This window comes from Burkholderia sp. Bp8986, from assembly GCF_003854225.1.
Lineage (GTDB): Bacteria > Pseudomonadota > Gammaproteobacteria > Burkholderiales > Burkholderiaceae > Burkholderia.
On sequence record NZ_QTQM01000057.1, the window covers coordinates 19210 to 39112 of the forward strand.

Sequence of the window (19903 nt, forward strand, 5' to 3'; positions counted from 1 at the left end):
CATGCAGCGATATTCCATTCGTCACGTATCGCGGGTCGTCTTCGCCGGCATCCTGATTGCCGGCCTGGCGGCGGGTGCGGGTTGCCAGAAGAAGAGCGAGAGCGACACCACTACCGGCGGGAGCTCAACCGGCTCCACCAGCAGCATGGCGCCGGCGCCGTCCACCGCGCCGTCGGGCATGCCGGGCAGCGGCACGGCCGGCAGCGGCATGACCGGCGGTCCGGCGAGCATGCCGGGCGCCGCTTCTGCGCCCGCGGGCGCAAGCGGCGGCTGACCGTCGGCGCGGGCGGCATGCGCGGGCCCGTCGCCCGCGTGCCGCCGGGACGGCTGTCGGCGCGGCACGCGTGTCGCAGGGCACGCGTGGGCGGCGCCGCGCGCGCGTGAAAGATTTGCAACGACCGTTGTAGCGATTCCCGGACCGGCGCCGGCTGCATCCCCCCGGCGCACGCCGTCCGGAACAGGAGGTGCGATGCACAACGCGGAATCGAACCCAACCCCGAAACAGCAGCGCGAACAGATCGCGAAGAGCCCGGTGAAGACGCCGGCGGCCGGCGACATGCCCGATGCGGCGACCCAGGCCGCCGAGGTCGCCGAAGCCGCCGAGGTCACGAAGCGGGCGCTGACCCCTGAGGCCGTCGCGGCGAAGACGCCGACCGGCCTGCCGCCGATCGACGTCGGCGCGCATGCGGTCGACAGCGGCGATCCGGTGCGTCGCGCCAGCGGCAGGATCGTGACGCTCGACAACGCGAACATGGCGATGACCGACAACACGGTCGACGTCGACGGCAAGGGCATGGAGGCGCGCAGCGGCGCGACCGAGTGGCACGACAACGTGATCTATTCGAATGCGTCGCTCGACGACGCGGTCGAGACGCCCGACGAAGGGCTCGGCGGCATCGAGAGCCGGCCGGGCGGCAACGTGCCGCAGATTGCGACGCGGCCGGGCTGGCGCGTCCGGCATATCGGCGATGTCGACGTCGAGCACGGCGACGGCACGCGGGTCGAGCACGTGATCCGTCTCGAGCGGACCGACTGACGACGTAGCGAGGGCGGCCGGGCGGACCGCCGGCCGGCGGTCCGCCGAAGCCGCTGTCCGTCATTGCGGGCCGAGTTCCTGCGCGGACGTGTCCGCATCGTTGCCCTGCGCGACGAGCACGTGAATGTCGTTCGGCGTCACGTCGCCGATGCCGCCCGCCGGAATCGTCACCAGCAGCCAGTCGGCGTTGTTGTTGATCGCGACCGGCGCGGTTTTCAGGATCGGCGCCTTGCTGCCGGCCGTCGTGACGATCACCTGGTAGGTTCCGCCATTCAGGTAGATGGAATCCTGTGTGGATGCCGGCACGGCGTTCTGATACGCGGCGCCCGCCAGCGTCGGGCTTTGCGTGTTGATGTCGGTGCCCGGCGGCACGACGTACACGTCGACGTTCTGCGTGTTCGGCGACGCGTTGAAGCTGCGCACGCGCGCCTTGTCGGACAGCAGCTTCTTGTCGAACGGATCGTCGATCAGCGAAATCGCCGACGAGGTGCTCGGCAATGCGATGGTCGTGTAGTGGTGACCGTTCGCCGCGCCGAACGACTGCGACGCGACGGTCGTGGTCGTTCCCGATACGTCGTAACTGGCGGTCTGCGTGCCCGAATCGATGTCGTGATAACGGGTCACGCCCTTGTACGCGACACCCGACGCATCGAGCTTCGCGTTCAGGTAGTAGTCGAGATTCGGGCCGGCCGGCACCGCGTTGATGAAGCGCGCCTGCGGCTTCGAGATGCCGAGCACGGTGCCGACGTCGTTGCTGTCTCCGCCGCACGCCGTGAGTACGGAAATGACCGAGCACAGGGCCACTATCGTTCGTATGGATTTCATGTCGTCCTCTCGTTCAGGGGGAATCCTGCTTGCGATGCGGGATCGCCGCGCGAGGACTCGCGCGGTGCGCAGCGCCGGGTTGAAGGAAGGATTGCCGTCCGCCCGAGGGGCGGGCGCGTTGATCTCGCAAACGACGTGCCTGCACGGCGGGACACGCGTACGCGCCGGTGTGGCGCGAAGCTGCGCGGGGAGGCTGCGGCATGCCGTGCGCGAACGCGCGCGCGAGGTGACGTGTTTGTAAAAAGGCAGTGCGGCACGTCGCGAGGCGACCTGTGCGCAAGTGCGGCGCCCAGGAAAGCTGTTCAAGCCGTCAGCCGGGGGCGCTGCGACGAATGCGGAAGGGCGAGAGGGGGGGGCAGCGCGCGTATCGTTGGGCACGCATCGATACGTGGAGAGTCGTGCGAATTGTGCGAATCGCGCGCGACGACCTCGGGTCGCCGCGCGCATGGAGCGCATCAGCGGTTCACGAGCTTTGCAGGATACGCGAGCGCGAGCGCGCATCCGACCAGCATGCATGCGGCGAAGCCGTACAGCCCCGCGCTTTGCGAATGGAACGTATCGCGCAGCCAGCCGATGAAGTAGGTGCTGCCGAAGCCGCCGAGGTTCGCGATCGAGCACGCGAAAGCGATCCCGCCGGCGGCGGCCGAGCCCTTCAGGAACGTGGACGGCAGCGCCCAGACGACCGGCATCGCGGCGGCCGCGCCCGCGTTGATCAGCGAGAACAGCAGCACGGTCGCGAGCGTGCCGTGCGACGACGCGGCGGCGAATGCGAGCGCGACGGCCGACACCAGGAACGGCACGACGATATGCCAGCGGCGCTCGCGCGCACGGTCGGAGCTCGCGCCGCAGTACAGCGTTGCGAGCACGGCCGCGGCATTCGGGATCACCATCAGCCAGCCGATGTGATACGCGTCCTTCACGCCGGTGTCGCGCAGGATCGTCGGCAGCCAGAAGCTCACCGCATACAGCCCGAGCAGCACGCACAGATCGATGAGGCCGAGTGCCCACACCTTCGGATCGGAGAACGCGCGGCCGAGCGCGTGGCTCTTGTTGCCGGACGGATCGGCGTCGAGGTTCGCGCGCAGCGTGCGCTGCTCGTCCGCGTTCAGCCAGCGCGCGGTCTCGATGCTGTTGGGCAGCCAGCGCAGCACCGCGAAGCCGAGCAGCACCGACGGCAATGCCTCGAGCAGGAACAGCCACTGCCAGCCGCCGAGCCCGTGCACGCCGTCGAACGCACGCATGATCCAGCCGGAAATCGGGCTGCCGATCATGCTCGACAGCGGCAGCCCGACCATGAACAGCGCGACGATGCGTGCGCGGCGCGCATCGGGATACCACTGGGTCAGGTACAGCAGCACGCCGGGCAGGAAGCCGGCTTCGGCGGCGCCGAGCAGGAAGCGCACGACGTAGAACTGCATCGGCGTATGCACGAACATCGTCGCGCCCGACAGCAGGCCCCACGTGATCATGATCCGTGCGATCCACAGCTTCGCGCCGACGCGCTGCAGCACCAGATTGCTCGGGACTTCGAACAGGATGTAGCCGCCGAAGAACAGGCCGGCGCCGAGCCCGTACACGGTGTCGCTGAACTTCAGCGCGTCGAGCATCTGCAGCTTCGCGAGCCCGATGTTGATGCGGTCGAGATAGGCCGCGAAATAGCACAGGCAGAACAGCGTGATCAGGCGCAGCGTGACCTTGCGGTAGAGCGCGCCGTGCAGCGTGTCGTCGGCGGAGACGGCGGCGCTCGGGTGTGCGGTAGACATGGGATTGCCCCTGTTCGAATGTGACGGATGAAGTGGGTGGCCGTTCGACGCGAGCGAAGGTTCGCCGCGCGCTGGAGTCTGTATAGCACGCCAATTACATAGCGTACACACTAGAAAATACGGAATCGCGCAGGCATGAAAGTGAACGCGCCAGGATCGATCGATAAACCAGATAAACCCGGAATTTTTCGGGGATTAATCTGGAAATTTGCACATGCCAACATGATTTTTCTCATCCGGAGGTATGCACGAAATTCGTGCGTATACGCTCAAAAGTGGAGTGTGTGCACGCCAGTGCTTCGGCGTTCGGAGCGCGCGCGTCCGGCAGCCCGCCGGATCGCGCGAGCCGCGGGCGTTGCAGCGGCGATGTCCGCGAGCAGGCCGACATGGTCGGGCGCTTGTCGGGCGCGACGCGGGTCGGGCGCCACGAACCCTGACGCACCGCAACGAAGCAGCGGCCGCGTGACCGGATGCACCGATTTGAGGGTGTACACTGCTTGCCTTTCCCATTCATGCCGCGCGAGCCTTCATCTTCATGGCGTCTTCCAAGGATTCCTACGACTTTCACGACCAGGTCGGGCACCTGCTGCGCCGTGCCTATCAGCGGCACGTCGCGATCTTCCAGGAAGCGATCCCCGATTCGGACCTGACCGCCGCGCAGTTCGTCGCGCTGTGCGCGGTCAAGGAAAAGCAGGCGTGTTCGCTGAACGACATCGTGAAGGCGACCGCGATCGACCAGGCGACCATTCGCGGCGTCGTCGAGCGCTTGAAGACGCGCGCGCTGATCGAGGTGCTGCCCGACCCGAACGACGGCCGCAAGCTGATCGTGCGCGCGACCGCGGCGGGCCTCGCGCTGATCGACCGCACGGTGCCGTTCGCGCGGCAGGTGACCGAGCGCACGTACGGGCCGCTCAATCCGGGCGAACGCGTCGCATTGCAGTACCTGCTGCGCAAGATGATGGAGGCCGACGGCGACGCGTGACGCGCGGCGCCGTCCGGCCCTCGACGCAAACCGGCCTCATGCGGCGCTTGCTGCGACACTCGCTTCGGTAGCCGGAAGCCGGCCGGCCTCGCGCAGCGCGGCGCGCACCGTCTCGGGCGTGAACGGCGGCGCGTAGAAGCGCACGCCGGTCGCATCGAACAGCGCATTCGCGACGGCGGCGGGCCCCGGCACCGACGCCGATTCGCCCGCGCCGAGCGGCGGCTCGCCTTGCCGCGGCATCAGCACCACGTCGACGTCCGGCACTTCGTCGAACGTCAGGATCGGATAGCTCGCCCATTCGCGCGACGCGACCTTGCCGTCGGCAAACCGCACGCGTTCCTTCAGCGTGCGGCTCAATACCTGGATCACGTTGCCGTGGATCTGGTGGCGCACGCCGTCGGGGTTGATCATCGTGCCGGTGTCCTGGCCGACCGTCACGCGTTCGATGCGGATCTCGCCCGACACGCGATCGACGCTCAGGTCGACGATCCATGCGGACCAGGCCGCGCCGAAACCGGGGAAGCGGCTGTGGACGTAGCGTGCGTAGGCGACGCCGCGTCCGCGGACGACGCGCGCTGCTGCCGCTTCATTTCCGCGATCCACGCGCCGCGGCGTCCAGCCCGCGCGATCGGCGACGGCCTGCAGCAGTTCGGTCGCGCGCGTGTCCTTGAGATGGCGCAGCCGGAACGCGAGCGGATCGATGCCGGCCAGCGTCGCGCATTCGTCGACGAACGCGTCGTGCGCGAACGTGTTCGGCAATGCCGACACGCCGCGCAGCCACGAGGCGCGCACGAGCGGCGCGAGATCCTCGCAGACGAAGCGGCGGTTCGGGCTTTCATACGGCGACACGGCGGTGCGGTCGCCCATTTCGAACACGCGCGGTTCGGGCGCGATCGCGCCGGTCAGGAGCGTCGCGAGCAGCGGCGCGTCGTTCGACGGATAGCGCGTCGTGAAGTCGTAGCCGAGCAGGCGGCCGTCGCGCGTCACGGTGCCCGTCACCTGCATCAGCTGCCCGGCGCCCTTCGGTTCCCACAGATGCTCGTCCGCGCGCGACAGCTGCACGCGCACCGGGCGGCCGACCGCGCGCGACAGCAGCAGCGCGTCGCCGCAGACGTCGTCCGCGCCGTTGCGGCCGTAGCAGCCGGCCGCTTCCATCCGCACGATGTCGATATCGGCTTCGTCGCGCGCCACGAGCGTCGCGAGGTCGTAGCGCAGCGATACGGGGTTCTGGGTGCCGGACCATACGGTGATCCGGCCGTCGCCGGGTGCGCGATAGTCGGCGAGCGCGCACGACGGGCCGATCGAGCCGTGCATCTGGAACGGCCACGCATAGGTGCGCGACAGCGTGATCGTGCCGGGTTGCGCGCGTGCCGCGTCGACGTCGCCTTCGTCGAGCAGCAACCGGCGTTGCGCGGGCGCGGCGGCGATCGCGGCCGCGGGCGTGTCGAGCGGCGGCAGCGCAGGGTGCGGGCGCCACGCGACGCGCAGCTGGCGTGCCGCGCGGATCGCGTGTTCCTCGCGCTCGGCGACGACGCCGACGAAGTCGCCGAGCGCGACGACCGCCACGAGCCCGGGCACGTCGGCGACCGACGCGCGATCGACGTCCACCAGCGACGTGCCGACGAACGCGCCGCTGTCGTGGCCCGCATACGGCGGCCGCACGACGCGGCCGTGCAGCATGCCCGGCACGCGCATGTCATGCACGAACGTGAGCTGGCCGGTGGCCTTCGCAGGCAGGTCGACGCGCGGCGACGACCGGCCGACGATCCGGTAGCGGGCGGGATCCTTCGTGCGGGCGTTCAGGTCGAGCGTGAGCGCGATGCGGCGCGCCGCGACAAGCGCGGCGAACGTTGCTGTGTGCCCGCCGGCCGGTGCGGCGATCGTGCCGTCGTCGATGCTCAGTTGCGCGGGGTCGACACCGAAGCGCTCGGCGGCCAGCGCCAGCAGCGCGTGGCGTGCCTGCGCGGCCGCGCAGCGCAGCGGCGTCGCGGAAATCTGGATCGTCGCGCTCGCGATGGTCGGACCCTGGTTCGGCGTCGCGGCCGTGTCGCCGAGCACCATCGTCACGCGCGCGGCCGGCACGTCGAGCTCCTCCGCCACGATCTGCGCGAGCGACGTGCGGATGCCGGTGCCGAGGTCGACGTGGCCGTTGAACGCGAGGATGCGTCCATCGTCGAGGATCGCGACGAACACCTCGGGCTGCGCCGGCACGTACGACGACAGGCTGCCCGGCTGGCCGGGCGCCGGCTTGGGCGGCGGCGCGGGCGGCCGGATCACGGTCAGGCAGCCGTCGCGCGCAAGCAGTTCGGAGCGGTTCACGGTTCAGGTGTCCTGTCGGGGAGGGCGCGACCGGCGGCCGGTCGCAGCGCCTGCGGCGGCGGCGCTGCTGCCGCGTGCCGCGCACGGGGCGACGGCCCGGGCGTGCGCGATGGCGCACGCGGTCAATCTAGGCCGACAAAAGCGCAGCGTCAATCGCGCGCCGGCGCGGGCACGGCTGCCGTTCGTACCACCCGTGCCGCACCGCCCGCGATCGGCGCGGCGGCTCAGCGCGCGTGCACGGCATCGATCGCCGCGATCGCATCGTCGAGCGGCATCACGGCCGCGTATTTCTGCTGCATGTCGAACAGGTTCGCGTCGTGCGGCGCGATCGCGCGATCGCCGACGCAATCGGCGAGCACGAGCGGGCGGAACCCGTGCGACATCGCGTCGACCACGCTCGCGCGCACGCAGCCGCTCGTCACCGCGCCCGCGACGAGCAGCGTCTGCACCGCGCGCTGCGCGAGCCACGGCGCGAGCTGCGTGCCGAAGAACGCCGACGGCACGGTCTTGCGCACGACGAGTTCGCCGGCGGCAGGCGGGAGTTCGGGCACGATCGCGCTGTTCGGATGGTGCTCGGTCAGCGTCGCCATCCCGGGCACCTTCAGCGAGAACACGTTGTCGTCGCTGCCGTCGTCCGCGTACACGATGCGGCTGTGCGCGACCGGCCAGCCGCGTGCGCGCGCGAGCGCGAGCGCCCGCGTCGTGTGCGCGATCGCCGGCGCGATGTTGCCGCCGCCGAACGTCGCGGGATCGGCGAAGCCGACCACGAAGTCGACGATCAGCAGTCCGATGTTGCCGTGCGGCGGCAGCGGCGTGCCGAAACCCTGCTGGCGGTAGACGTTTGCTTCGGCGTGGCGGGAAAGATCGGTCATGGTGTCGGGCACTCGTCGGTCAGGCGGGTTGATCGGTCACGCGGCCTTCGCGCACGACGGTTTCGCCGTCGAGCTCGACCGTGCAGCGGCGCAGCGGGATGTCGATGTGGCAGGTGGTCGTGCGGGTGCCGCCGCCTTCGTTGTTCGGGCCGAGCGAGAACAGGAAGTTGCCTTCGAACGCACGCGCATCCATCCCGATCGTCGCCTCGCGGTCGTACAGGCCGAGCGTCGACCAGCGCGCGCGCGGCTGCAGCCCCCAGCCGATGTGCGAGATCGCATAGCCTTCCGGGTCCGCGAAGGTTTCCATGTAGTCGCGCAGCAGGTCGGCATCGACGCCGCCTTCGATGCGCGTCGCATAGCCGCCTTCGACGGTCAGCGCGATCGGCTCGCTCACGTAATGTTTCTGCGGCAGCAGGATGTCGCCGCGATCGATCACGATCGTGCCGCGCGCGGTGCGGTCGTTCGGGAAGGTCAGCGCGAAGCCGCTCGGCCAGTGGTCCCAGCGGCCCGGCGCGTCGACGAAGCCGTATTCGGCGGTCGGCGGGAAATCGCCGAGCGGGCACACGAGCGCCGTGCCGGCCGCCGAGGTCACGCGCATCTCGCGCGCGGCGGCGATCTTCTTCGCGGCGCCGAGCACGCGCGTGCGGTCGGCCAGTGTCGGCACCATCCGCACCAGCACTTCGGGCGGCTCGACCGCGAGCAGGATCTTCGCGCCGGATTTCAGGATGTCGTGCTGCTCGGGCGAGAACAGCAGCGTCATCAGGTCGAGCACGAGGTCGCTCTCGCGCAATGCGGCGATCGCGGCGCGGTTGCCGGTCAGCGGCGTCGTGCCGAGATACGCGAGCGGGTCGCGGCTGAACGCCTTCTCGCCGTTCACCGGCGGCAGGTCGAGCCGGTTGACGATCGCGCCCATCGATTGCGTCGCGATCAGCGCGCACGACAGCGTCTGCGGATGAGTGGCCGCGCTCGTCAGGATCGTGACGGTCTGGCCCGGTTCGAGGCGCGACAGCGTGAGCACCTGCTTCCACGCGTCGATCAGTTGATAGTCGCTGACTGGCATCGTCGGCTCCGGTAATGGCGTGAAGGGAAGGGGGGAGAATTCAGGCCGCGAGCGGCGCGCCGAGGAAGTTGCCGAACGCCGCGTAGAAGCCCGCCGCGTTGTCCCACGGGATCATGTGGCCGGCATCGGGCACGCGCACGTGCCGCATCGACGGCGTCGCACGCTGCAGTTCGGCGACGTCGTCGTCGCGCACCACGTCGCCGCGCTCGGCCGTGATCAGCAGCGACGGCACGGCCAGTTGCGCGGCATCCGCGTGGAAGTCGTCGGTGTGGAAGCCTTCGTACGACGTGCGCACCGCGCGCTCGTCGCAGGTATGCAGCCACTCGGCGCGCAGTTGCAGTTCGGCATCGGTCCAGGTCGGGCAGAACGCGCGCATCCCTTCGGCGTCGGTGCCGGCGCGCGCGAGCGCCATCGAGTCGATGTACCACGGCAGCTTGCCCGGATAGTCGCGGCGGTTCGGGCCCGACACCGGCGGATCGACGAGCACGACCGATTCGAGCCCGCGGACGCCGCGCCGTGCCGCGCGCGCGGCGATCCGCGCGCCCATCGAATGGCCGACCAGGCTCGTGCGCGGCAGGCCGAGCGCGGCGACGAACGCCGCGATGTCATCGGCTTGCGCATCGAGGCCGTAGTCGAGCGACGGCGACGCGTCGGACAGCCCGCGGCCGCGCACGTCGAGCACATAGGTGTCGAATGCCGCGCCGAACACCTCGCCGACGAAGCCCCAGGTGATCGCGGGGCTCGTGATGCCGGGAATCAGCACGATCGCGGGGCGCGACGCGCGCGCGCCCGTGGCGCCGCCGTAGCGCAGGTAGTGCTGGCGGATGCCGTTGGCGCGGACGTTCGCGCCGTACAGGAAAGTCGAGGACATGGCGATGCTCCGAAGTAGCGGGGCGCTCAATACGCGCCGGACAGCAGCGCGCCGGCGCCGGGCACGATCGGTTCGAGATCGAGTTCGCGCAGCATCGCGTAGGTCGTCGCGATCGCGGCCGTGATCACGGGCTTGCCCGTCATCGCCTCGACCTTCGCGACGGCCGGCAGCGACGGCATCTGCACGCACGCGGACAGCACGATCGCATCGGCGTCCTGGTACGGCAGCGTCTTCACGATGTCGGGCAGGCGCGCCGGGTCGTGGCGGCCGACGGCGAGGTTGTCGGGGATCTCGAGCGCGCGATACGCGATCACGTCGTAGCCTTCGTTGCGGATGTAGTCGACCACGAGCTCGGTCAGCGGCAGCATGTACGGCGCGACCACCACGATGCGCTTCGCGCCGATCACCTTCAGCGCATCGACGAGCGCGCCCGCGCTCGTCAGCACCGGCGCCTGCGCGCCGTTGTCGGCCGTGTGCTTCGTGAGGCGCGCCTGCGACACGCGGTGATAGCCGTGGCCCATCGCCATGATCGCGACGAGGCACGCGTAGCCGAGCACGTCGACGCGCGCATCGCTCAGTTCCACCGCGCAGCGGTCGGACTCGGCGTCCATCGCCGCGAGTTCTTCCTTGACGACCTTCTTCATCCGCATCCGGCTCGAGTGATACGTGAAGCGCTCGGGCCGGATCGCCTCGCGCAACCGCAGCATCGCGGGAATCTCGGTTTCCATCGTCGTGTTGGAACTCGGCACGATCTGGCCGATGCGGTAGGTCTTGCTCATGACGGGAGGCTCCGTGTCGGTAAGGGTGGGGCGGCACGCTGGCGCGGGATCGCCTGGTTTCGGGGAAAGTCTAGTGTGTACATTTGAAAATGACAATGGGTCAAAATGATTCCTTTCAGGCGTGGATCGTTCATTTTCGGATGTATATGAGGTTTTATTGGTGTTTTCCCGGATGGGGTGGCCACCGGAAATAATCCCCTTGTCTTGAATAAATTGAGTGTGTACGCTACATAAACGCCATTCAATCCGCCCGTTCTCGTGCCGCGTCCGGCGCCGGGCTCACGATCAGGAGATCCGCATGAGCAAACCCCGTATCGCAATCATCGGCGCCGGTCTCGGCGGCACGGCCGCCGCGGCGCTGCTGCAGCGCGGCGGCTACGACGTCGCGCTGTACGAGCAGGCGCCGGCGTTCTCGCGCCTCGGCGCGGGCATCCATCTCGGCCCGAACGTGATGAAGATCATGCGGCGCATCGGCTGCGAGGACGCGCTGGAGACGATGGGTTCGCATCCGGATTGCTGGTACAGCCGCGACTGGCAGACGGCCGACGTGCTGTCGCGGATTCCGCTCGGCGACTACGCGCGCAGGACCTACGGCGCGAGCTACCTGACCGTGCATCGCGGCGATTTCCACGCGCTGATGACGCAGGCTGTGACGCCCGGCACGATCCGCTTCGGCAAGCGGCTCGCGGCGGTGGAGGACACGGGTGACGCGGTGCGCCTGACGTTTGCCGACGGCAGCGTCGAGACGGCCGACATCGTGATCGGCGCGGACGGCGTGAACTCGCGGATCCGCGAGCATCTGCTCGGCGCGGAGCCGCCGCGCTATACGGGCTATGTCGCGCATCGCGCGGTGTTCCCGGCCTCGCTGCTCGGCAACAAGCCGTACGACATGTGCGTGAAATGGTGGTCGGAGGATCGCCACATGATGGTCTACTACGTGACGGAGAAGCGCGACGAGTACTACTACGTGACCGGCGTGCCGCAGGCCGAGTGGCCGGAAGGCGTGTCGATGGTCGACAGCAGCCGCGATGAAATGCGCGAGGCGTTCGCCGGCTTCCACGCCGACATCCAGCATCTGATCGACGTGTCGCCGTCGATCACGAAGTGGCCGCTGCTCGAGCGCGACCCGCTGCCGTTGTGGAGCCGCGGCCGTCTCGTGCTGCTCGGCGACGCATGCCATCCGATGAAGCCGCACATGGCGCAGGGCGCGGCGATGGCGATCGAGGATGCGGCGATGCTCGCGCGCTGCCTCGACGAAGTCGGCATCGGCGATTACGCGGGTGCGTTCGCGCTGTACGAGGCGAACCGCGCGGCACGCGCGTCGAAGGTGCAGCTCGTGTCGCACAACAACACGTGGCTGCGTACCAACGAGGATCCGTCGTGGGTGTTCGGCTACGACGTGTTCGACGTGCCGCTGGTGTCGCCGTCGCCGTCGCGCGGCAACGTGGCGGCCGTCGCCTGACGCGCATGCGGTGTCCGCGCCGGATGCCGCGCCGCCGTATCGGTGATCGATGCGGCGGTACGCATTTCGGCGTGTTATACGTGAGCGCTGCGCGCGACGCCGGCCCGTCGCGAGCCGGCGGCCTTGCCCGCTGCCGGCCCCAACACGGCCTGCCGGCCCGCGCCCCGCATTCCGGATCCCTTCATGTCCCATCCCGCTTCCCCGTCGCGGCCGCTCGCGTTTCGCGTGAACGGCACGCCGCACACGTTCGACGCTGCCGCGCCCGACGCGCCGCTGCTGCTGGTCCTGCGCAACGACTGCGCGCTCAACGGCCCGAAGTACGGCTGCGGATTCGGGCAGTGCGGCGCGTGTACGGTGCTGGTCGACGCTCAGGCGACGCGCGCGTGCGTCGTGCCGGCCGCCGCCGCGCACGGGCGCGACGTGACGACGCTCGAAGGGCTCGGCTCGCGCGACGCGCCGCATCCGATCCAGCGCGCGTTCATCGACGAGCAGGCCGCGCAGTGCGGCTATTGCCTGAACGGAATGATCATGAGCACGAAGGCGCTGCTCGACCGTAATCCGTCACCGGACGATGCGGCGATCCGCGACGCGCTGCGCTTCAATCTTTGTCGCTGCGGCACGCATCTGGAGATCATCCGCGCGGTGCATCGGGCCGCGCGCTATCTGCGGGACGACGGCGATGAAGCATGACCTGAGCGTGCCCGCGCAGCCCGAAGCCGATGCGAGCGATGTGCGGCGCGATGAAGCGGCGGCCGGTTTGGCGCGGCGTGCGGACGACGCGGCGCGCATGCACCGCGCACACTACGAATGGCCGATCGGCGATGCGCGTGCGCACGCGTCGTTCGAGCTCGAAACGCGGACCGCCGCCGATGGGCGGATGACGACGTGGCGCTATCGCGCGAAGGCCGGCACGACACCGGATGCGCGGCGCGCGGCGGCGCAGGGCGGGGCATCGGCTCGGTCGTCGCCGTTCGTCTATCGACATGCGCAGACGTCGATCGAGATGGCCGACGTCCACCACGCGATTCCCGGCCACGCACACGTGTTCGCGCGCGAGTCGTTCGTCGACGAACTGGCCGGTGCGCTGCGGCGCGATCCGGTCGCATTGCGCCTGCAGCATCTCGATGCGTCGCGCGATGCCGGGCCGCGCGAGATCATCCGGATGGTCAGTGAACGCGCGGCGTGGGGCGAACCGGCCACGGGCCGTGCCCATACAGCGGCGCAGGACCGCCTCAGTGGGCGCGGCTTTGCATTCGATGGTGCGGGCGCGCTCGAGGCGCCGTCCGCAGGCGAAAACCCGCACGCGGACGCGGGCCGCGACAACGATCGGCACTGGTCCGCCTGGGTGGTCGATCTAGACGTCGATCGCGCGACGGGCGACGTCGCGGTGCGCCGCGTCGTCGCCGGGCAGGGCGCGGGCGAGCCCGGGCAGGCGTCGATGGCGGGCTTGCCCGCGTGGCAGATCGAAGCGGCGATTTCGCGCGTGATGGGCGCGCGGCTGTCCGCACGGCCGGCGCATGACGAGACCGGCGGCGATGTCGCGCCGGATGCGATCGCGCATGAACTCGTCGCGTTCGACGACGCAGAGCCGGGAGTCGGTCGCGCCCGGTCGCTGTCGGCATACGACGCGCAACGGATCGAACAGGCGGTGGCGCCGGCGGCGGCCGCGATCGCGAACGCGCTGCATGACGCGACGGGCGTGCGTTTTCGCGCGCCGCCGTTCGACGCCGCACGCATTCGCGACGCGCTGGCCCGCCCTGAGCCGGCCGATGTCGGCGAGCGCCGTTCCGGCGCGCCGCGCCGCGCGTCATCGCGCTGGCGCCGCTGGCTGGCCGGTGGCGGCGCGGGCGGGGTCGTCGGCGGGCTGATCGGGCTGGCCTGCGCGATCCTGCCGGGCCCGGCGCCGATCGCCCCGATTGCGCCGGTCGCACCCGGCGGCGCGGACGGCGCGATGTGGAGCGCGGCGACGCTCGAACGCGGCCGCCTGATCGCGCTCGCCGGCGATTGCGCGGTCTGCCATACCGCGCCGGGCGGCGCGGCCAATGCGGGCGGTCTCGCGCTCGACACGCCGTTCGGCACGATCTACACGACCAACATCACGCCCGATCCGGAAACCGGCATCGGCGCATGGTCGTATCCGGCGTTCGCGCGCGCGATGCGCGAAGGCATCGGGCGCGACGGCTCGCATCTGTATCCGGCGTTTCCGTACACCGCGTTCGCGAAGCTGAGCGAGCCCGACCTGCTCGCGCTGTATGCATACCTGATGTCGCAGCCGCCGGTGAAGCATGCGCCGCCGAAGACGAAGCTGCCGTTCCCGCTCGACCAGCGGCGCCTCGTCGCCGGATGGAACTGGCTGTTTCACGACGCGCGGGCGTTCGTGCCGGATCCGGCGCGCTCCGCGTCGTGGAATCGCGGCAAGTATCTGGTCGACGGCGCCGGGCACTGCGGCGCGTGCCATACGCCGCGCAACGCGCTCGGCGCGGAACGGGGCGGCCGCGCATATCTGGCCGGCGGCGAGGCCGAGGGATGGGTCGCGCCGCCGCTCGTCGCGTCGCCGGCGTCGCCGGTGCCGTGGACCGAAGGCGCGCTGTTCGACTACCTGCGCACGGGCTTCTCCGCGCAGCACGGCGTCGCGGCCGGGCCGATGGCGCCGGTCGTCGCGGGGCTCGCGGCGCTGCCCGAATCGGACGTCCGGGCGATCGCGCATTATCTGGCGTCGCTGTCGCCGCCCGTCGATGCCGCGGTGGCCGTCGACGCGGCGACCCGCCATGCACGCGGTGCGGAAGCGGTCGCGACGCTCGGCCTCGAGAGCGGCCGGCGCGCGTTCGATGCCGCGTGCGCGGTCTGTCACGCGGAGACGGGCGGGGTCGGGCATTTCGGCGTGCGTCCGCTGATGGGGCTCAACACGAGCGTCAGCCAGGCTGCGCCCGACAACCTGCTGCGCGTGCTGCACGACGGGATCGACCATCCGGCCACCGACGGGCTCGGCTACATGCCCGGCTTCCGCGACGCGTTCGACGACCGGCAGATGGCCGAGCTCGCCGCATACATCCGCGCGCGCTATGCGCCCGGCCAACCGGCGTGGCGAAGCCTGGAGGAGGCTTCGGCGAGAATCCGGCAGGCGCGTGCGCACTGACCGGCGCGACCGCCGATGCCGGTCGCCGGGCAGAAACCGTGCGTCGGCCGAGAAGCCGGGAAAAGCGACACGCTGCGCAACGACGGGCGTGACGCGGGCCGCAAATCTTGCCGGCAGCACCCCATCGTTTAACCATTCGAAACAATGTGTTCACTGAAAAGGGCATGATCTCCGGCGATCGGGCAGGCATACTGTCGCCTATGTTGCTCAATGCCGTCGAATCGACGCGCGCTTGCCCCCCATGTCCATTGCTCTATCTTTTCGATCCCTGCGAGGGTTGACCATCGCGGCCGTTGCATGCTTGCTCGCCGCATGTTCGACCGCTTCCGACGTGACCACGACATCGAATCCGAACGTCTTCACCGTGACGACGCGCACGCTCGGCGTGTCGACGACGTGGGCCGACGCCCATGCGAAAGCTGTCGACGAAGCGACCAACTACTGCACGCAGCGCGGCATGCGCGCGAGCCTGAAGCAGGAGTCGGTGACCGGCGGCCGCCGCGTCGACGCGCGCTCCGAACTCGCGTTCGAGTGCCATCCGACCTTCGAGACCGCGTCGAACCCGCGCGGATAAGCGCCGCGCCGCCCGCGCGGCCGTAACCTCCGCACTGCTCCGGATGTGAACCGACCCGCGATGCCGTTGACGGGCAGCGCGGGCCGTCGCACGTCCGCCGGCCGCGTTACCCGGCCGCGTTACGCGGGCTGCGCCTCGTACAGCTTCACGCACGCGGAGAAGTCGAGCGTGCCGAGCCCGTGCTGGCTCATCGACTGATAGAGCTGCTGCGCGAGCGCGCCCATCCACACCGGCTGCCGTGCGCTGCGCGCGGCTTCGGTCGCGAGCCCGAGATCCTTCAGCATCAGGTTCGCGGCGAAACCGCCCGAGTAGCCGCGCGCGGCGGGTGCCGCGTCGTTCACGCCCGGATACGGGTTGTAGGTGTCCGAACTCCAGCAGCGGCCGGTCGACGTGTTGATGATGCCGGCCAGCACGGCCGGATCGATGCCGAGCGCGGCGCCGAGCGCCATCGCTTCGGCCACGCCCATCATCGAGATCCCGAGCAGCAGGTTGTTGCAGATCTTCGCGATCTGCCCGGTGCCCGTGCCGCCGCAGTGCACGACGTTCTTCCCCATGTCGAGCAGTACCGGGCGGATGCGCTCGAACAGCGCGCCTTGCGCGCCGACCATGAAGGTCAGCGTGCCGGCCTGCGCGCCGCCGGTGCCGCCCGACACCGGCGCGTCGGCGAACGGGAAGTCGCGCTGCGCGGCGGCGTCGGCCATCGCGCGCACGGTGTCCGGATCGATCGTGCTGCAGTCGACCAACGTCGCGCCGACACGCGCGCCGGCCAGCACGCCGTCGTCGCCGAGGTAGACCGCGCGCACGTGCTGCGCGGCCGGCAGCATCGTGATCACCAGCGACGCGCGGGCGGCCGCGTCACGCGGCGACGCGGCCGCCGTCGCGCCCGCGCGCACCGCCGCGTCGACCGCGTTCGCGTCGAGGTCGAACACCGTCAGCGCGTGGCCGGCCTTGAGCAGGTTGGCGGCCATCGGGCCGCCCATGTTGCCGAGTCCGATGAATGCGATTTCCATGTGCAGGCTTCCTTGATCAGCGCAGCGCGATCGTCGTGTTCACGCCGCCGGCCGTCGCGTCGTCGTCGAACCAGCGCGCGGTGACCGTCTTCGTCTGCGTGTAGAACTGCACGACCTGCTTGCCGTACGGGCCGAGATCGCCGAGCTTCGAGCCGCGCGAGCCGGTGAAGCTGAAGTAGGGGACCGGCACCGGGATCGGGATGTTGATGCCGACCTGGCCGATGTCGATCTCGCTCTGGAACTTGCGCGCGGCCGCGCCGCTCTGCGTGAACAGGCCGACGCCGTTGCCCATCGGGTTGCGGTTGACCAGCGCGATCGCGTCGTCGAGCGTGTCGGCTTCGAGCACGACCACCACCGGCCCGAAGATTTCTTCCTGATAGATCGACATGTCGGTCGTCACGTTCGAGAAGATCGTCGGGCCGACGAAGTTGCCCTGCTCGTAGCCGGGCACCTTCACGTCGCGGCCGTCGAGCAGCAGCGTCGCGCCTTCCTTCACGCCCGCGTCGATCAGCGACAGGATGCGGGCCTTCGCCGCCTTCGACACGACCGGACCGACGTCCGTGCCGGCTTCGGCGCCGGCGTTGACCTTCAGCGCCTTCGCCTTCTCGACCAGCTCGGGCAGCCAGTCGCGCGCCTGGCCGACCAGCACGACGACCGACGTCGCCATGCAGCGCTGGCCGGCCGCGCCGAAGCCTGCGCCGACCAGCGCGTTGATCGACTGCTCGCGGTGCGCATCGGGCAGCACGACCGCGTGGTTCTTCGCGCCCATCATCGACTGCACGCGCTTGCCGTGCTGGCTGCCGAGGTTGTACACGTGCGTGCCGACGCGCGTCGAGCCGACGAACGAGATCGCCTTGATGTCCGGGTGCGTGCACAGACGGTCGACCACGGTCTTGCCGCCGTGCACGACGTTCAGCACGCCCTGCGGCACGCCGGCCTCGATCGCGAGTTCGACGAGCTGCATCGTCGACAGCGGATCCTGTTCCGACGGCTTCAGCACGAACGTGTTGCCGCACACGATCGCCATCGGGAACATCCACAGCGGGATCATGCCGGGGAAGTTGAACGGCGTGATGCCCGCGCACACGCCGATCGGCTGGCGCAGCGTGTAGGTGTCGACGCCGCCCGCGACGTTCTCCGCGAATTCGCCTTGCTGCAGCGTGCCGATCGAGCACGCATGCTCGACCACTTCGAGGCCGCGGAAGATGTCGCCCTGTGCGTCGGGCAGCGTCTTGCCCTGCTCGGCCGTCAGCGTGTGCGCGATCCGTTCGAGATTGCGGCGCACGAGGTCCTGGAACTTCAGCATGATGCGCAGCCGCGCGCCGATCGGCGTCGTCTTCCAGGTCTGGAACGCGCGTTGCGCGGACGCGATCGCGGCATCGACCTCGTCGAGCGTCGCGTACGGCACGCGGCCGATCACTTCCTGCGTCGCGGGGTTGACGATGTCGCCCCATTCGGCGCTTTGCGATTCGACGAACGCGCCGTCGATCAGCAGCTTGGCGGTGGGCAGGGCGAGGGTGGTCTGGGGAACTGCGGCGTTCATGGAACTCTCTCCGGGAAACGGTGGTGCGAAGAAAAAACGGGGGCTGCGTCCGTCGCGCGTGCGGCCACGACGGACGGCAGGTCGAACTGAAATCGGGGCGATGCGGATCGCTGCGGGCCGATGCTTACGCACGCGCCGGACGCATCAACGCGGTACACGCGAGCGCGAACACGCCGAAGCCGACGAGGTAAGCGATCACGTAATGCGGCTGGCCGCCGCCGGCCTTGAGCAGCGACGTCGCGATCATCGGCGCGAAGCCGCCGCCGATCACGCCGGCGAGCTGCACCGACAGCGAGATGCCGCTGTAGCGGATTTCCGCCGGGAACTGCTGCGCGAACAGCAGCGACTCCGGCGCATACAGGATCGGGAACACGATGCCGAGGCCGAGCACGATCGCCCACCATGCGGTCGCCGTCTGCTGCGTGCCGAGCATCAGGAAGAACGGCGCCGCGAACAGGCACATCAGCACGAGGCCGATCGCGAACATCCGGCGCTGGCCGATGCGGTCGCTGAGATGCCCGCACAGCGGCATCGTGACGAGCGACAACGCCGCGCCGGCCGTGATCGCGTGCAGCATCTCGGCCTTCGGCAGATGCAGCTGCTGCGTCGCATACGCGAGCGCGAACGTGACGACCATGTAGAACCAGGTGTTTTCCGCGGCGCGTGCGCCGACGATCGTCAGCACCTCGCGCGGATGGCGGCGCAGCGCGGCCGTCACCGGCGACTTCTCGGCCTTGCCCTGGCGCTGCATCTTCTCGAAGTCCGGCGACTCGGGCACCTTCGCGCGGATGAACCAGCCGAGGCCGACCAGCGCGATGCTCGCGAGGAACGGCACGCGCCAGCCCCACGACAGCATGTCGGCTTCCGGCAGCGCGGCCACCGCGGCCATCGCGACCGACGACAGGATCAGCCCGAGCCCGACGCCCGTCTGCGGCAGGCTGCCGAACAGCCCCTTGCGGCCCTTCGGCGCGTGCTCGACGGCCATCAGCACCGCGCCGCCCCATTCGCCGCCGACCGCCATCCCCTGAAGGAAGCGCATCGCGATCAGCAGCGCGGCGGCCCAGTAGCCGATGCGGTCGTACGACGGGATCAGCCCGATGATCATGCTCGGCACGCCCATCAGCAGCAGCGTGATCATCAGCATCGACTTGCGGCCGATGCGGTCGCCGAAGTGGCCGAACACGATGCCGCCCATCGGCCGGCCGATGAAGCCGACCGCGAACGTGCCGAACGCGGCGAGCGTGCCGACGACGGGGTCCAGCGACGGGAAGAAGATGCGGTTGAACACGAGCGCGGCGGCCGTGCCGTAGAGGAAGAAGTCGTACCACTCGATCGTGGTGCCGGCCATGCTGGCCCAGCCGGCCAGCAGGTAGTGCCGCGCGGTGCGGGCGGGCGCCGGCGTCGCGATGGCTGCATGCTCATCGAGGGTGGATCGCGTCTGCATGGTGTCTCCGTATTTATTGCCCGCGGCTCATGGTCCGCAGGTCACGGTCGAGTATAGTTATGCGCGGATCCATGATGTACCGACAAGAAAGCCGGTTGGATGTGCATTTATGCATATCGGCACCTGGCCCCGAGACACCTGCTTTTTTTTGGTTCATCGAGGATTACCGGGGAACGCGGCGCGGATCTTGAGGAAGAAGTATTCGTCGTCGCGGTACCCGTAAGCCC

17 protein-coding genes are annotated in these 19903 nt (G+C 69.6%); 7 read left to right on the plus strand and 10 right to left on the minus strand.

What is annotated here, in order from left to right:
- Nucleotide 1 precedes the first annotated feature (1 nt).
- Together DID99_RS32915 and DID99_RS32920 are read left to right on the plus strand one after the other, a co-directional pair.
- Nucleotides 2–274, plus strand: coding sequence for a hypothetical protein (locus DID99_RS32915; protein WP_124488412.1), 273 nt, complete (start codon nt 2–4; stop codon nt 272–274).
- A gap of 195 nt (nt 275–469) precedes the next feature.
- Nucleotides 470–1036 carry a DUF3005 domain-containing protein gene (locus tag DID99_RS32920; RefSeq protein ID WP_124668367.1) on the plus strand — a complete coding sequence of 189 codons (567 nt, stop codon included), beginning with the start codon at nt 470–472 and terminating at the stop codon, nt 1034–1036.
- A gap of 60 nt (nt 1037–1096) precedes the next feature.
- Here DID99_RS32920 and DID99_RS32925 read toward each other — a convergent pair whose 3' ends face one another.
- Nucleotides 1097–1861 (minus strand): DUF4397 domain-containing protein, encoded by a 765-nt coding sequence (locus DID99_RS32925; RefSeq protein WP_044843886.1) that lies wholly within the window; start codon nt 1859–1861, stop codon nt 1097–1099.
- A 455-nt stretch (nt 1862–2316) separates the two neighbouring features.
- A complete protein-coding gene (locus DID99_RS32930) occupies nt 2317–3624 on the minus strand; it encodes an MFS transporter (RefSeq protein ID WP_124646600.1) in 1308 nt (435 codons plus the stop codon).
- A 535-nt stretch (nt 3625–4159) separates the two neighbouring features.
- Between DID99_RS32930 and DID99_RS32935 the strand changes: the two genes are divergently transcribed.
- Nucleotides 4160–4606, plus strand: a complete 447-nt coding sequence (locus DID99_RS32935) for a MarR family winged helix-turn-helix transcriptional regulator (protein ID WP_124488416.1) — start codon at nt 4160–4162, stop codon at nt 4604–4606.
- A 36-nt stretch (nt 4607–4642) separates the two neighbouring features.
- On the opposite strand, the gene DID99_RS32940 is transcribed toward DID99_RS32935, so the two are convergent.
- The 5 genes from DID99_RS32940 to DID99_RS32960 form a co-directional block, all read right to left on the minus strand.
- The gene (locus DID99_RS32940; protein WP_124668368.1) at nt 4643–6925 is read right to left on the minus strand and encodes a molybdopterin cofactor-binding domain-containing protein; all 2283 of its coding nucleotides are present in this window, start codon (nt 6923–6925) and stop codon (nt 4643–4645) included.
- Nucleotides 6926–7149: 224 nt separating this feature from the next.
- Nucleotides 7150–7797: an isochorismatase family protein gene (locus DID99_RS32945; RefSeq protein ID WP_124668369.1), complete on the minus strand. Its 648-nt coding sequence runs from the start codon at nt 7795–7797 to the stop codon at nt 7150–7152.
- Between the two features lie 19 nt (nt 7798–7816).
- Nucleotides 7817–8857 (minus strand): 2,5-dihydroxypyridine 5,6-dioxygenase, encoded by a 1041-nt coding sequence (locus tag DID99_RS32950; protein WP_124668370.1) that lies wholly within the window; start codon nt 8855–8857, stop codon nt 7817–7819.
- Between the two features lie 40 nt (nt 8858–8897).
- The gene (locus tag DID99_RS32955) at nt 8898–9728 is read right to left on the minus strand and encodes an alpha/beta fold hydrolase (RefSeq protein WP_124668371.1); all 831 of its coding nucleotides are present in this window, start codon (nt 9726–9728) and stop codon (nt 8898–8900) included.
- 26 nt (nt 9729–9754) lie between these two features.
- Entirely contained in the window at nt 9755–10507 is a 753-nt protein-coding gene (locus tag DID99_RS32960; protein ID WP_124668372.1) for an Asp/Glu racemase, read from the minus strand.
- 298 nt (nt 10508–10805) lie between these two features.
- On the opposite strand from DID99_RS32960, the gene DID99_RS32965 reads away from it, so the two are divergent.
- The 4 genes from DID99_RS32965 to DID99_RS32980 all read left to right on the plus strand — a co-directional run bounded on the left by DID99_RS32965 (nt 10806) and on the right by DID99_RS32980 (nt 15679).
- Complete coding sequence (locus DID99_RS32965; protein ID WP_044843894.1) at nt 10806–11969, plus strand: FAD-dependent monooxygenase; 1164 nt, start codon at nt 10806–10808, stop codon at nt 11967–11969.
- Nucleotides 11970–12152: 183 nt separating this feature from the next.
- The gene (locus DID99_RS32970; RefSeq protein WP_044843895.1) at nt 12153–12659 is read left to right on the plus strand and encodes a (2Fe-2S)-binding protein; all 507 of its coding nucleotides are present in this window, start codon (nt 12153–12155) and stop codon (nt 12657–12659) included.
- Nucleotides 12649–15105 (plus strand): cytochrome c, encoded by a 2457-nt coding sequence (locus DID99_RS32975; RefSeq protein ID WP_124646601.1) that lies wholly within the window; start codon nt 12649–12651, stop codon nt 15103–15105. Before DID99_RS32970 ends, DID99_RS32975 begins: the two co-directional genes overlap by 11 nt.
- A 241-nt stretch (nt 15106–15346) precedes the next feature.
- Entirely contained in the window at nt 15347–15679 is a 333-nt protein-coding gene (locus DID99_RS32980) for a hypothetical protein (RefSeq protein WP_044843897.1), read from the plus strand.
- A gap of 119 nt (nt 15680–15798) precedes the next feature.
- Here DID99_RS32980 and mmsB read toward each other — a convergent pair whose 3' ends face one another.
- The 3 genes from mmsB to DID99_RS32995 form a co-directional block, all read right to left on the minus strand.
- Entirely contained in the window at nt 15799–16689 is an 891-nt protein-coding gene (gene mmsB, locus DID99_RS32985; protein ID WP_124668373.1) for a 3-hydroxyisobutyrate dehydrogenase, read from the minus strand.
- 16 nt (nt 16690–16705) lie between these two features.
- A complete protein-coding gene (locus DID99_RS32990; protein ID WP_044843899.1) occupies nt 16706–18232 on the minus strand; it encodes a CoA-acylating methylmalonate-semialdehyde dehydrogenase in 1527 nt (508 codons plus the stop codon).
- 124 nt (nt 18233–18356) lie between these two features.
- The gene (locus DID99_RS32995) at nt 18357–19676 is read right to left on the minus strand and encodes an MFS transporter (RefSeq protein WP_124668374.1); all 1320 of its coding nucleotides are present in this window, start codon (nt 19674–19676) and stop codon (nt 18357–18359) included.
- Between the last annotated feature and the right edge of the window lie 227 nt (nt 19677–19903).